The sequence below is a fragment of the Rhizobium sp. NLR8a genome, assembly GCF_019685235.1.
GTDB lineage: Bacteria > Pseudomonadota > Alphaproteobacteria > Rhizobiales > Rhizobiaceae > Rhizobium.
Map to the genome: position 1 here is coordinate 319386 of NZ_JABDWI010000006.1, position 12836 is coordinate 332221.

The window sequence follows — 12836 nt, forward strand, 5'->3', positions numbered from 1 at the left end:
GGCCACAATGGCACCTCGCGTTCTCGTATCCGACGAATTGTCGGAAACCGCCGTCCAGATCTTCCGCGACCGCGGCGTCGAAGTCGATTTCGAACCCCAGCTCGGCAAGGACAAGGACCGTTTGCTCGAAGTCATCGGCAAATATGATGGTCTGGCCATCCGCTCAGCCACCAAGGTGACGGAAAAGATCATCGAAGGGGCGAAGAACCTCAAGGTTGTCGGCCGCGCCGGCATCGGCGTCGACAATGTCGATATCCCGGCCGCCTCGCGCCGCGGCATCATCGTCATGAACACGCCTTTCGGCAATTCGATCACGACCGCCGAACACGCCATCGCCCTGATGCTCGCCGTCGCCCGCCAGCTTCCGGCCGCCGATGCCTCGACGCAGGCTGGCAAATGGGAGAAGTCGAAATTCATGGGCGTCGAGATCACCGGCAAGACGCTCGGCGTCATCGGCGCCGGCAATATCGGCTCGATCGTCTGCTCCCGCGCTATCGGTCTGAAGATGCATGTCGTCGCCTATGATCCGTTCCTTTCCAAGGAGCGCGCGGAGGAGATGGGCGTCACCAAAGTCGAACTCGACGAGCTTTTCGCCCGCGCCGATTTCATCACACTGCACGTGCCGATGACCGACAAGACGCGCGGCATCCTCAACAAGGAAGCGCTGGCAAAGACGAAGCCCGGCGTGCGCATCATCAATTGCGCCCGCGGTGGCCTGGTCGATGAAGCGGCACTTGCCGAAGCCATCAAGTCCGGCCACGTCGCCGGTGCCGCCTTCGACGTCTTCGAAGTCGAGCCCGCCAAGGAAAGCCCGCTGTTCGGTCTGCCGAACGTCGTTTGCACGCCGCATCTCGGCGCTTCGACGACCGAGGCGCAGGAAAATGTCGCGCTGCAGGTTGCCGAACAAATGTCGGACTACCTTGTCAACGGCGCGGTCTCCAACGCCATCAACATGCCGTCGATCACGGCTGAGGAAGCGCCGATCCTGAAGCCCTTCATCCGTCTTGCGGACGTTCTCGGCGCCTTCGTCGGGCAGGTCACCGAGGAGCCGATCAAGGAAATCGAAATCCTCTATGATGGTGTGACCGCCAATATGAACACGCGGGCGCTGACGAGCGCGGTTCTTGCGGGCCTGATCCGCCCGCAGGTCGCCGACGTCAACATGGTTTCCGCGCCGATCATGATCAAGGAAAAGGGCATCGTGCTTTCCGAGGTCAAGCGCGACAAGACGGGCGTCTTCGATGGCTATATCAAGCTGACAGTGACGACCGAAAGCATGACGCGCTCCGTCGCCGGCACGGTGTTTTCGGATGGCAAGCCGCGCTTCATTCAGATCAAGGGCATCAACCTTGATGCCGATGTCGGTTCGCACATGATCTACATCACCAATACCGACGTCCCCGGCATGATTGGCTTCATCGGCACGACGCTCGGCACTGCCGGTGTCAATATCGCCAACTTCCAGCTCGGCCGCGACAAGCAGGGTGGCGACGCAATTGCGCTGCTCTATGTCGACGGCGAGGTGGATGATGGCGTGCTCACGCAGTTGACGGCGCACCAGGCGATCCGCCAGGCAAAGCTGCTGACCTTCAATATCGACTGAGTTTCCTTCCTCCAAGGAAAACAAGAGCCCGGCGCAGGAAACGGCACCGGGCTTTGCTGCGTCAGGAACAGGTTTCAACGGTGCCGACGCCGCCGGACGATCCTGCCGAGACGGGCGGCTTCGTCCTGCGCCTTCGTACGGTGGAGGAAGGCGAGCCTGCTGCCGTCGAAACCCTGGAAGAACTCGTCCCAGGAAATCTCTTCCAGTGGCTCGGAGGAGAAATCGACGCGGACGGTTTCGCTGTCACGCGCGTCCTTTATGCGGGCGGGATGGCCGCCGCGCGCTTCGATCCAGTCTCTGATCCTGGTGTAATCCGTCGTCGTGCCGAACCTGGCCATGAAACCCTCCGCAGCATTCGATTGCGACATTGATCTTCGGCAACGCGTATCCGGCAGAATAGTTCCATAGGGCGAAATTATTTTTTTCACTGTTTGCAGTTGTGCCGGTCAGGCATTCGTTATTTTGAGAATGGCGGCCGGGAGCTGCGTAATTCGCATGGGCTGAAGGAGGATGACATGAAACACAATTCATTCTCGATAATCGGACTGGCGCTGGCGGCTGTCGTCATCGCCAATCCAGGCATCGCATTCGCCTGCAACAAGCTGATCGGCGCCTGAGCAGTACCCCCCGCTTCCAAGGCGTGGCTTCAGCCGCGCTTGCTTTCTCACGCGATTGCGAGCTGTCCGCCGCCGCCCCTTGCGTCGCGATACAATCCTTTCTATATCGGTCACCTACCGAAAAAGGCGGCCGATCCCGCCTGAGATCAGCAATCCGCCGCAATTGCAGCGCAAGGGCGGGTTATGAGCGCGCAGAATTTGGCACCGCCGTTGAACACACTGGATTTTGACAAGAAGCCGGAAGAGACCCGCGTCGTCGTCGCCATGTCGGGCGGCGTCGATTCCTCCGTCGTGGCCGGCCTTCTCAAACAGCAGGGTTACGACGTGCTCGGCATCACCCTGCAGCTTTACGATCATGGCGCCGCTGTTCACCGCGCCGGCTCCTGCTGCGCCGGCCAGGACATCGACGACGCCCGCCGCGTCTGCGAAACGCTGGGCATTCCGCATTACGTACTCGATTATGAAAAGCGTTTTCGCGAGACGGTGATCAATCCTTTCGCCGAAAGCTACGTGGCGGGCGAAACACCGATCCCTTGTGTTTCCTGCAACCAGACCGTCAAGTTTGCCGATCTCTTGGCGACCGCCAAGGAGCTCGGCGCCGATGCGCTGGCGACGGGTCATTATATCCGCTCGCGACCGAACCCTTCGGATGAGAAGCCCGGCCGCCGCGCGCTTTTCCGGCCGGCCGACGCCGACCGTGACCAGAGCTATTTTCTCTTCGCCACGACGCAGGAACAGATCGATTATCTGCGCTTTCCGCTGGGCGGCCTGCCGAAGGCCGAAACCCGCAGGCTCGCCGAAGAGATGGGGCTCGTTGTCGCGAAGAAGGCCGACAGCCAGGACATCTGCTTCGTGCCGCAGGGCAAATATTCCGACATCATCACCAAGCTGAAGCCGAATGCGGCGCTCGCCGGCGAGATCGTCCATCTCGACGGCCGCGTATTGGGAAGCCATGAAGGCATCCTGCACTTCACCATCGGCCAGCGCCGCGGCATCGGCATCGCCACGGGCGAACCGCTTTATGTCGTCTATCTCGATGCCCGCTCACGCCGCGTCATCGTCGGGCCGAAGGAAGCGCTGGAAACGCACCGCGTCTATCTGCGCGATGTCAATTGGCTGGGCGACGTTCCGCTCGCGGAGGCCGCTTCCGGCCGCGGTTTTGCCTGCTACGCCAAAGTCCGTTCGACGCGGGCACCGGCGCCTGCCGTACTGCATGTCGATGCCACCGGCACCTATGTCGATCTGACCGTCGGCGAGGCGGGTATCGCGCCCGGCCAGGCCTGCGCGCTTTATTCGGCGCCCGGCGACGACGCCCGTGTCTTCGGCGGCGGTTTCATCGAACGCTCCGAACGCGAACCTTCGGCCGAAGCTTCGCTCAAGGCCTTGCTGGCCGGCCCCGTCGCTGCCTGAAACCCATCAGAAACGATGGGCGGCAAAGCTCAGCGTTTTTCTCCATCCTGCGCTTGACACAAAGCCGAAGCGCACCTTATAAGCCGCTCATCCCACGAGCCCGCAGCGCTTCGCGAGCAGGTATCGTTTGACCAGTGGCGGAGTAGCTCAGTAGGTCAGAGCAGAGGAATCATAATCCTTGTGTCGGGGGTTCAAATCCCTCCTCCGCTACCATCAAATTCTTCAATAAAAGCAGCGGTTTACTGAGAAATTGGCTCCGGACTTCCGGGGCCTTTGTCGCACTTATGTCGCAACAAATACCTTTGTTTTCCAACGTGTCCTTTTTCGTGTCGGCGTGTCCATGCGACATAAACTGCGACATAGATGGCCAAAATCGCCAACCCTAAAGGCGATGCTCGTTGCAGTCGTGACCTCTGCGACTGCCTCCATCTGCTCTGAAACTGTGGAACCTGTCCACCCGGCGCTGATGCTCCGCCTTGCCTCTCATGGGGCCGTCAGCGCGTTTCGTGGATAAGGGCCGGGGAATTTGCTCCTTACGGAAACATTGTCGTCTCTGGCGTCCTACGTTCACATGGCCGTTTCAGGGAAAGCCCCGCTATGATACTGACTATCGCGGCCTCTCATTAACGGAGCAAAAGCGGGTGAAAAATTTACATGAAGAAGTTCGCTTCTTTGTCTGGGCTTGGTTAGTCCTTGCGCCTTGCTGTGCGGTACTGTTTGGCGGAACGATACTTTATGTCCAAATCAATGATATTGATCCTTCAACGGTCGCGGGTGTCTCGTTCCTTTGGCCGGTCGTGCTTTTCGCTTTTCTGACGATTGTTCTCCTAGTCGAACTGGGGTCCCAGTCAAAATTCAGGACCGGCTTTTTTACGGCATGGCTTCAAATGGCGATGGGAGAAATTACAATTGAAGGCCTGTATGAGCGTGGAAGGCGAGACAGGTAAATCTCAGCTACACCAGTCGTCTCGCTGCCTCGGACACCTGGGCCTTGTTGCAGGACTAAGGCCATCTCCGCTCATTACGATTTTGATTTCCGCCAGCCGGCCGCCCAGGCTTCAGCTTCCGTACAGAACCATCTTTCCCCATACTGGGGGCTGATCTTCGTCTCCGCGTAGCGTCGCTGCCCCGGTACGTGGAAGATGCGCTCGCCTGTGTTGATGGAGACGTTGCCCTTGATCCTGCACGATAGACCGGCGCCGGCAGAAGCGGTAAATGAGGCCAGCATGTCGCTCGCGGTCCAGCCGCCGGCCGCACCAAATGCGACTGCGCCGATCACCAAACCCGGCGCCGTGAGCAGCACCGATTTCTTCTGCGGAACGCGATACCCCTGACGCATGACCCATCCTCGTCATTTCGCGCGAGGATTGTAGCCGCGCTAGAGCACCGCGAATATCTATCCAAAAGGCTTATCTGGAGCTTCTGGGGCGACAAGGATCTTCGCGAAGAGCACCGCGAGACGTCGAAGGAAACCACCCGCCGGCTCGACGCTATCCTCGAGTCGGCGGCGAAAAATAACGCCTGAATGTCGGGCGGCGCAACGCTTTGGGCGGAAACCGGGGAACTTCAAGCGGGTCAATGGACCGTGATTGGACTCGGAGAGGTGAGATCGATGCAGATTGCCGGGGGAGTCTGAAGATCAAGGGTCCAACAGGCTGGTGGGAGTATCGGTTTGATTGCGTGGGCTCTGTCATAGTCCATAATTTCGACAGCCACTGGAAATGGCATCTCTCCTGCACCCCGATCGTAGCGCCTGATTGTCTTGATGAATTTCCCGGAGGTCTTCGATATCCAGATTTCTATCGCCGCGCTCGATTCGTTGCGGTGCCAGCGTGCGGAATAGTGAAAAGCAAGACCCTCTTCGGTTTGCGCGTCTTCGAGATCTTTACAAGACGTGAAGACTGGCAGTCCCGAATCTGCATCGAGTGGGGTAAGAATGGGCCGCCTGTCTTCATCCCAGACGCCATTTTCCATTCTGAAATAGACGACATTGTCAATTACTCGCTCTTCTTCGGCAAGCCTGAGATGACCATCTTCTTGCAACTCCGATAAGGTATAGCTGTAGCGCCCGCTATTACGCGTATTTTCGTACGCGCGGTTGACGGCGTAGCAGGATTTATCCTCCCCATTGAACGCCTGATGAGAAGAGCGACTATCTTCCGCGCCGTGACCGGTTGCAACTTTGGTCAGGATTAAACAAAAAACGGCTGCAGCAATAACACGCATGGAAACCTGCGAATGAAATGACGGGAAAGTCTAAAGGTTTCACTTATACGGCGCATTAATGTCTGCGCAATTATGATTTCGATTTCCGCTAGTGGGGCCGTGCGGAGCGTCGCTTGGGAGCGGACCGGTAAATTGACTCCGCACGACCCAACAGTGGATCATAAGAGGAAAGCATTATGCGAACAGGAACTAACTGGCTTTCTCCCGCGATCCGGTGAGTTAACCTCGTTGTCCCAATGTGGTTCCGGTACGATGCCGGACAAAAAAGCCCCGCGAAGCGGGGCGAGTTTTGACAACAAAGAGGGACTGACCAAGCTCCACTACGCGTTGGACATAGTTTAACTCAGCTTGGCAATGAAGGTGTTATTTGCTTCGCCAGGGAGGTTCTGACTGGATACACAGCAACATTACTAGAACCTCCCCGGCGTCCTCTCGACAAGGATAAAGAAAATCTAACTCGAATCTTACCGAGAAAAAGACGGACCAAAGTCGGGGCCAATCGGGCGCCTTGGTTTGAAGTCCGGGTCCAGTACCATGCCAGGCAAAAAGCCCCGCATTCTCGCGGGGCATCTTGTGCTACCCTTGCCGCCAGCCGGGGGGGTGACGCGACAATGTAGAACAGGATGACATGGTTCTGAAGATGGTCAATTAGCTCTAACTTGCTAATCTAGCTGGCGGAATCCATTTCGGCCATGAGATCAACTCCCGTTACTCGCACCAGTCGTTTCGCTGGCCCGGGCTCCACGACCGAGCGAAGCCTTCCTGCAGCAGCTTTTTACCGATTTCTTCACCGTTCGCTCTGTAGATGTTTACGAGCGGCCGGTGCGATGGCGTCCTGTCCACCGCGCCGCTGAACATCACCCGCAAACCTTTTTCAGCCAGGAGCTCTTTCAGCCTTCCCTTGGCGATCAACGCCAGCTTCCGTTCCTTTATGCACTTCGCGTGGCTCCCCATCTCCGGCGTGTCGATTCCGGAGACGAACGGAACACCTTCCCCCAGCAGTCGCATGTTCTGCCCGTCGCATTTGACGGTGTCGCCGTCGACGGCCGTCAGCGAAGCGCATAGGATCAGCCCAGCAATCATTTCGAATTGCTCCGGCTCTTGATCTCGTCCCAATAGGGGTAATGCTCGAAGCACCACCAACGAGTCTCAACGATCTTCGATTGGGAAAAGCCGAAGCTTCCCCACTTCGCGCAGCCGGCTACACAGCAATAGTGCTCGGCGATGACGTTCGCTCCCGGCGCCGTCGAATGCCCTTCAATGCTCATTGCGGAATGATCCCATCGTTCCATTTGGCTGCCGCCCGCCAGGCCTCGTGCTCACGTTGCCTGTCAGGATTCCGGAAAAACGGCATTGTCTTCGCCACAGCTTCCGAACCGCATTTCGCGCAAACGATCCGCGCCGGGGCGTCGTAGACTACCTTCGCGCTGCCCCCGCAGCTGCATTTGTTCAGCTGCGGTGTCGTGTCTTCCTTCCGGTCCGGCTGCCAGCGCATCAGTTTCCCCCAACATAATAGCCAAACCTCAATTTTCCCGCCTTCGCGCCGCATGTGGCGCATCTCAGATGCGGCTCGATCTCGCTGATCAGATGTTGCTGCATGCCCCGCGGCAAGGCCTTCCGATCGAATTCCCTCTGCTCTCCGCATGCCTGGCACTCGGCCATGATGGTCACATGGTCCGGGGCGACATTGATATATCCGGGCGACCAGTCCTTGATCTCCTGAAACCGCTGGGCGCCTACCATCGCGGTCCCCTTTCCATGGTTTGCGCCCTCGGCGCGCTCTTCGGCAGATAGGCGATAGCCACGCGCCGGCTGCCGCAGACCGGGCAGCGCATCCGCTGCGAGAGCATGGCCAAGGGAAAGTCGCGCCCGCGAGTTGCCACGAGGGTGACCAGATCCAGCCGGTGCTTCCATTGGCATTCACGCACGCTCTTCAGCCCCTCCCGTTTTCCCCATGCGCATCTGGCGCTGACATCCCATCCTGCGTCCATTGCCTCGCCGATCGTTTCGGCCATGCGTCATAATCCCCTTTCGAGGTCCTTTCTGCCGCATTGTTGTTTAATGCTCCGCCCGAGCCGATGTTCCTAATATGTTCTCGGCGTAGAGCGAGTCAAGGACCGCTTTTCAAAGCCGCGATGATCTGATCGAGTTCGGCGTTCTCCGCCAGCATCAGCGCGTGGTTGTCGGCGAGTTCTATGATTGCCGTGAGGACCTCTTCCGGCTTCCAGCCGGCCGCAACGGCAGCGTCCACCATTTCGCTGAACACGAACTGAAGTTCATATTGGCATTTTACAAACCGGTCTGGATCGCCTTCGGGTAGGGTGGGACCTGAAATATAGCTCATCTCTCGATCATGGGGCGGCGAGTGCAAAGGTCAAGCGCTTCCATCCGGCAGTCTAATCAATCTAGGCCAATTGCTTTTTAAGGTGTGGCTGCTGAACTGGCGGCATGACAAAGCCGCCTCGCAAGCCTCCCCAGCCGCTGCTCGGCAAAGCCGACGCCCCGCTGCGAGGCCGGCCGCGCCGGCGGCGCGATCCCGCCCAGCATCAACTCACCCTCGACCCGATGCCGGCGCGCATCGATCCGTGCCTTGCGCTGCTGAAGCCGCGGCCGCCGAAAGGCCGGCAATGGGCGTTCGAGGTGAAATGGGACGGGTACCGCCTAGCCGTTCATATCGAACCGAAGGGCGTCAGGATCCTTACACGCGGCGGCCACGACTGGACCGACCGCTTCCCTGCCATCGTGGCCCAGGCGAAACGTCTTCCTGTCTCGACAGCGATATTGGACGGCGAGGCCGTCGTGTTCGACGAGCTCGGGCGGTCTGACTTCGGCAAGCTTCAGCAGTCTCTCGGCGGCCGCGGCGGAAAGCGGGCATCGTGGGAATCGGTCTTGATGGTCTTCGACCTCCTCTATCTCGATGGTCATGACCTCACCGAGACCGAGTTCACCGCGCGGCGCCATCTCCTCGAGGGGATAGTGCCGGCCGGCGGTGAAGAGGCGATCCGTTTATCCGAGGAGATCGAGGCCGATGGCGAAACGCTTCTGCGCATTGCCTGCGAGCATGGGCTTGAGGGCATCATCGCCAAAGACCGGAGCAGCACCTATCGCAGCGGCCGAGGCGGCGAGTGGCTGAAGATCAAATGCATCCAGAGCGGCGGCTTTGCGATCGTCGGTTATCAGAGGTCAAGCTCGGCATTCGGGAATATCCACGCCCTGCTGCTTGCGGCGCGAAAGGAAGGCCAGCTGGTCTATGTCGGATCGGTCGGGACTGGCTTCAAGGCAAGCCAGGCAATGGAGCTTCGGGCTTCGATGGATAAGCTTAAGGCGGCAGCGCCCGCGGTGAGGTATACCGGCCAGCGCAAGAATGTGATCTGGATCAAGCCGAAACTCGTCGCCGAGATCGAATATCGAAATTGGACGCATGACGGGAAGCTGCGGCACCCTTCATATAAGGGGTTGAGGGAGGAGCAGGACAAAGCGGAGATCTATGAGCTGGAGTAGTGCGGCAACTGTTACGATCCGCATCCGACACTAAAGCCTGAGAAGAGCCAAGAGCAGCGCAGAACTCACAACCACAACAACGGGCCACCCGATCAGAAACTTTTCTCTCGGCTTGGCTCGATCGAGCTCGTCATGGAACTCGGACCAGAACATACTAGGGCCGAAGTCCACGCTGAAATCGAAGCCATTTTTAAGGTAAAAGATGACCGACCTGATGTACCAATACCAACTGTAGGCGCAACTGGCCCCCACAAAAATGACGAGCACTACCCACAGCGCAATTTGATCTCCACTCAATCAAGCTTCCCCATCAATTCTGTTCGGCCTTTTAATTCTTTTGGCCAGCAACACGTTCGCCGATATCCCACCGCTCAGCATCCATAGAAAAAGTATATTGAAAAACGTTAGAAAATACGCATTTCCAACAAGTGTTGTCGAAGCGCCTGCACCGTAGATCGGCAATGGAAAAAGAAAAATTAGGAAAAAGAAAACCAATAAGTAGATTGCAATTGTCTTTACTACCGATGTGCGGTGGTTAACGAAAATTTCGCGGCTCATCGGAATCATAATAATGTACAGAGAGAAGAACAACGTCTTGAATGTCGTATATATAATCAAGAAAAATGAAAGGCACGTGTACAGGGAGACTTGCGACGGGTGATTCTCCGCAAGCCACGGCAGCTCGAAGTAGTATTTTGGGAGAAAAGTAAGGACCCATCTCAGCCCCATACTGGCAATCTCCAGTGCACGTGGGGAGACTACAAACGAAAACAGGATCAATACACACAAAATTACCATGTCCAGAGGCGGGCCGCTGATATGGCTGTTGTATCTTTTGATAAATTTCTGATCCTGCAAGCCTGGAAAAAGCTGTACTCCGGCGAAATTTTTAAACATTTACGTCCCCAGCCTTTGCCCCGAACTATGCCTGAAAAACTCAATCAAAGGGGCGGGGCGCTTCGTAATGAGAGTGGGCGGAGTCTGTCAATCACAACGCCCGTCAACCATTCCCATCAACATCGCCATCTTCGTCGAGCTCATGAACCGGCAGATAGGTGTTCTTCTCCATCCACTCCCGGACGATATACCTGATAGCGTCGTCGCGCGTCAGCACCAACTCGCTCGACACATTCCGCAGAGCCTCTTCGGTATGGTCGTCGAGAGTGATCGAGCCGGCGTTCCGCACGAGCAGGGCGGCGCGGCGCAGCATGATCTGCAAATCGCGAGGGGAGATATCCTCGATCCGGTTGGCGGCATCTTCTAGCAGAGTGGCAGTGTCGGGCTTGGTCACAATACGCCAGAACTCCTAGAAAACGTCACTGCTCGTGTTGTTTGCACCTTTGAAAAGTCCGCTCTTCGATGGAGGCGCCTGGTATTCATTCATTGCGTGTTCGAGGCAGGACTGAGCAGCGAGGAACATCGTGTATGGGCGTGTCGTTCTGAAGCCCTCGATTTCGCCGGAGAAAAACCCGGCTTTCATCACGGTCTTTTGATCACTGGCCGAATCCGTCGTCACGAAATCAAGGTACTCGTTCCAATCGTAGTGTCCGCGGCTGGTCGGGAATTTGAATTTGTACATCTCGGCCTTGTAGAAGCGGGTCATCCTCGTTCTCCAGAAGAGCCAATACGCCAGCCAGAATTTTAAGAGCCATAGGACGCCAATTGCGAGTGGCAAGAGCCACAAAACGGCAAGAGTGGCGAAGAACGGCAGAGACGGCTGCTTATCGTTCAGCAAGGTGGCACAAGACGCAATTGCCAAGTCGAGGCAAATGTAGAACAACCAAATAGCAAAAGTGCGCAAATCCTACTCCGCTGCTATCCTGCGCATGTGTTGATGCCGTCTCGGACAATCAGCGCCCATTTTGGCCCGAGTGTATCTCTTGCAGAAAGTGAGTTCTGGCTTCCGGGCTCCCCGTCCTTAAACATGCGGACGGCAAGATCCTGATTATGCCCGCCAGTCACGAACGTTGGGCCGGGATTGTAGACCGTATTGCCGCTGTAGTACCCCGTGTTGCCATAGACCGTTGCCGTTCCGGTCGTCGTGTAAGAACCGGGCATCTGAACAACACGAGTTGTATCTGCGCCCGCCTGGCCCACGATGATATAGCGGTCATAGCCCGCCTTGATTGTCTCGATCGCAGCCTGCTTCGCGGCAACCTTCATAGCGCCGGTATCGCCGCAGATCGGCGCCGCCCGTGTCTTGATGATGATTTCGTTCTGAGCTGTGCGCATTGAGCTCGACGCCGCACACGATGACAGAGCGCCGGCAGCCAGCGCGAGCAATACAGGTACTTTCATGAAGATCCGCCCCAACCTCTTTCGCGAGTCCACTGCTTCGGTGCGCCGAGCGATCGAACTCCAGATCCGGGCAACCCCTCAGTTGCCCGGAACAAACATCGCAGAATTCGGCTCTACGTCAAATTGCATTTTTAATGTATCGTTAACGCAGCTTGATGACGCATTCCTGTCCGGTGGCGCGACAGTGTTTTGAATCCGCCTGCATGCGATCAGAAACGGTCGCGCCATCATTTTTATAGGTTCACGATCTAGATGAGGTTGTCCGGCGCCGGCCTTCAGTCGCGCGGTCGTGGCGCAAATTCCGACCACCCGAACCGTGCCCGGAGCAAGAAAGTGATCGCTCTCAACGCCACGGCGCCCTTACCCCCGGCAAGGCGGAGAAGATGGCCGATAAGAGCGGCTTCGAGCTTCGCGGCGGCGATGTCCAGCTCACTCCGATAGTGTCGCCTCAATGTTTTCGGATCAATCTCCAACGCGCGGCAGATTTCGCGTTGCGGAATGCCCTCGGCGGCAAGCATCTGGACGAGGCGCCGGTCGGTTACGCTGGGGATGTGCGGAGGTCGTCCACGGGTGGCTCTCGGGTCCATCTCATCCATAGGCGGGAAAAAACCCGTCCTCTATGTTTTGGCGGCGAGAAAAAAATCCGGCCGTGAAAGGCGCGCGGGTCTTCTGGCGGCTGTCATCACCGGCCTAAGCTGCCCCCCGGCGATCGAGGAGATCTGTTCACCTAAGCTTATCACGCATGATTGCAGAATCCGACCCAACGCAATGAAGTATTGACCACTTGTAGAACCTCTAATTCGCAATTACCGTGAGATTTTCACGGGGGGATTGCAAGAATGGCAAGAGCGGCAAAAAGTGGTCGGGTCCTTTCACTACAGGATGCATCTTTGGTTAAGGGCATGATCCGGCGTGGCGATCGGCACCATGATATAGCCGCGTGGTTTGGCGTAAACCAGGGCCGCATCGCCGAGGTAAACGATGGGCATCTTCACCCCACTGCGCGAATTGCGTCCGCCGATCAGTTGCCACCGCCAGGACCGTACTCATCAGGACAAGCCGCTTATATGGCCATCACTGCACTTGAAGAGGCCAAGTTGGCGTTGGAGACAGCAGCCAAGAACATCGAACAGGCTCTCAAGGGCGTGAAGAGCTGACAACCACCCACGAGACCGTATGAG

General features: G+C 57.4%; 16 protein-coding genes and 1 tRNA gene. 6 read left to right on the top strand and 11 right to left on the bottom strand.

All coding sequences use genetic code 11. The features are described 5' to 3' along the window. Positions 1-7 precede the first annotated feature (7 nt). Positions 8-1603, top strand: a complete 1596-nt coding sequence (gene serA, locus HJC04_RS13830; RefSeq protein WP_221146464.1) for a phosphoglycerate dehydrogenase — start codon at positions 8-10, stop codon at positions 1601-1603. A gap of 74 nt (positions 1604-1677) precedes the next feature. Here the strand turns inward: serA and HJC04_RS13835 are convergent, their stop codons facing one another. After that, on the bottom strand, positions 1678-1941 hold the full coding sequence (locus HJC04_RS13835) for a hypothetical protein (RefSeq protein ID WP_210629949.1): 264 nt from the start codon (positions 1939-1941) through the stop codon (positions 1678-1680). A 489-nt stretch (positions 1942-2430) separates the two neighbouring features. Here HJC04_RS13835 and mnmA point away from each other — a divergent pair, with 489 nt between their 5' ends. Together mnmA and HJC04_RS13845 are read left to right on the top strand one after the other, a co-directional pair. Continuing rightward, positions 2431-3630, top strand: a complete 1200-nt coding sequence (mnmA, locus tag HJC04_RS13840) for a tRNA 2-thiouridine(34) synthase MnmA (RefSeq protein WP_221146502.1) — start codon at positions 2431-2433, stop codon at positions 3628-3630. Between the two features lie 136 nt (positions 3631-3766). Continuing rightward, positions 3767-3843: transfer RNA gene (locus tag HJC04_RS13845), tRNA-Met, on the top strand. A gap of 808 nt (positions 3844-4651) precedes the next feature. Here the strand turns inward: HJC04_RS13845 and HJC04_RS13850 are convergent. The 6 genes from HJC04_RS13850 to HJC04_RS13875 all read right to left on the bottom strand — a co-directional run bounded on the left by HJC04_RS13850 (position 4652) and on the right by HJC04_RS13875 (position 8200). Beyond that, complete coding sequence (locus tag HJC04_RS13850) at positions 4652-4969, bottom strand: succinoglycan biosynthesis protein exoi (protein ID WP_221146465.1); 318 nt, start codon at positions 4967-4969, stop codon at positions 4652-4654. A 236-nt stretch (positions 4970-5205) separates the two neighbouring features. Continuing rightward, positions 5206-5856 carry a hypothetical protein gene (locus HJC04_RS13855; protein ID WP_221146466.1) on the bottom strand — a complete coding sequence of 217 codons (651 nt, stop codon included), beginning with the start codon at positions 5854-5856 and terminating at the stop codon, positions 5206-5208. Between the two features lie 708 nt (positions 5857-6564). Continuing rightward, positions 6565-6939: a thermonuclease family protein gene (locus HJC04_RS13860; protein ID WP_221146467.1), complete on the bottom strand. Its 375-nt coding sequence runs from the start codon at positions 6937-6939 to the stop codon at positions 6565-6567. Then, positions 6936-7124: a hypothetical protein gene (locus tag HJC04_RS13865; protein WP_221146468.1), complete on the bottom strand. Its 189-nt coding sequence runs from the start codon at positions 7122-7124 to the stop codon at positions 6936-6938. Before HJC04_RS13865 ends, HJC04_RS13860 begins: the two co-directional genes overlap by 4 nt. A gap of 468 nt (positions 7125-7592) precedes the next feature. Further along, entirely contained in the window at positions 7593-7871 is a 279-nt protein-coding gene (locus HJC04_RS13870) for a hypothetical protein (RefSeq protein WP_221146469.1), read from the bottom strand. A gap of 95 nt (positions 7872-7966) precedes the next feature. Beyond that, positions 7967-8200, bottom strand: coding sequence for a hypothetical protein (locus HJC04_RS13875; RefSeq protein WP_221146470.1), 234 nt, complete (start codon positions 8198-8200; stop codon positions 7967-7969). A gap of 104 nt (positions 8201-8304) precedes the next feature. On the opposite strand from HJC04_RS13875, the gene ligD reads away from it, so the two are divergent. Next, positions 8305-9357 (top strand): non-homologous end-joining DNA ligase, encoded by a 1053-nt coding sequence (gene ligD, locus HJC04_RS13880; RefSeq protein WP_221146471.1) that lies wholly within the window; start codon positions 8305-8307, stop codon positions 9355-9357. A gap of 297 nt (positions 9358-9654) precedes the next feature. On the opposite strand, the gene HJC04_RS13885 is transcribed toward ligD, so the two are convergent. The 4 genes from HJC04_RS13885 to HJC04_RS13900 form a co-directional block, all read right to left on the bottom strand. After that, positions 9655-10254 carry a hypothetical protein gene (locus tag HJC04_RS13885; RefSeq protein WP_221146472.1) on the bottom strand — a complete coding sequence of 200 codons (600 nt, stop codon included), beginning with the start codon at positions 10252-10254 and terminating at the stop codon, positions 9655-9657. A gap of 103 nt (positions 10255-10357) precedes the next feature. Then, positions 10358-10648, bottom strand: a complete 291-nt coding sequence (locus tag HJC04_RS13890; RefSeq protein ID WP_221146473.1) for a CopG family transcriptional regulator — start codon at positions 10646-10648, stop codon at positions 10358-10360. A 15-nt stretch (positions 10649-10663) separates the two neighbouring features. Beyond that, a complete protein-coding gene (locus HJC04_RS13895; RefSeq protein WP_221146474.1) occupies positions 10664-10960 on the bottom strand; it encodes a hypothetical protein in 297 nt (98 codons plus the stop codon). Between the two features lie 212 nt (positions 10961-11172). Further along, the gene (locus tag HJC04_RS13900) at positions 11173-11655 is read right to left on the bottom strand and encodes a hypothetical protein (protein WP_221146475.1); all 483 of its coding nucleotides are present in this window, start codon (positions 11653-11655) and stop codon (positions 11173-11175) included. Between the two features lie 383 nt (positions 11656-12038). Here HJC04_RS13900 and HJC04_RS32105 point away from each other — a divergent pair, with 383 nt between their 5' ends. Both HJC04_RS32105 and HJC04_RS13910 read left to right on the top strand, forming a co-directional pair. Then, the gene (locus HJC04_RS32105) at positions 12039-12308 is read left to right on the top strand and encodes a hypothetical protein (RefSeq protein ID WP_221146476.1); all 270 of its coding nucleotides are present in this window, start codon (positions 12039-12041) and stop codon (positions 12306-12308) included. Between the two features lie 186 nt (positions 12309-12494). Then, complete coding sequence (locus HJC04_RS13910) at positions 12495-12812, top strand: hypothetical protein (protein ID WP_221146477.1); 318 nt, start codon at positions 12495-12497, stop codon at positions 12810-12812. Positions 12813-12836 lie beyond the last annotated feature (24 nt).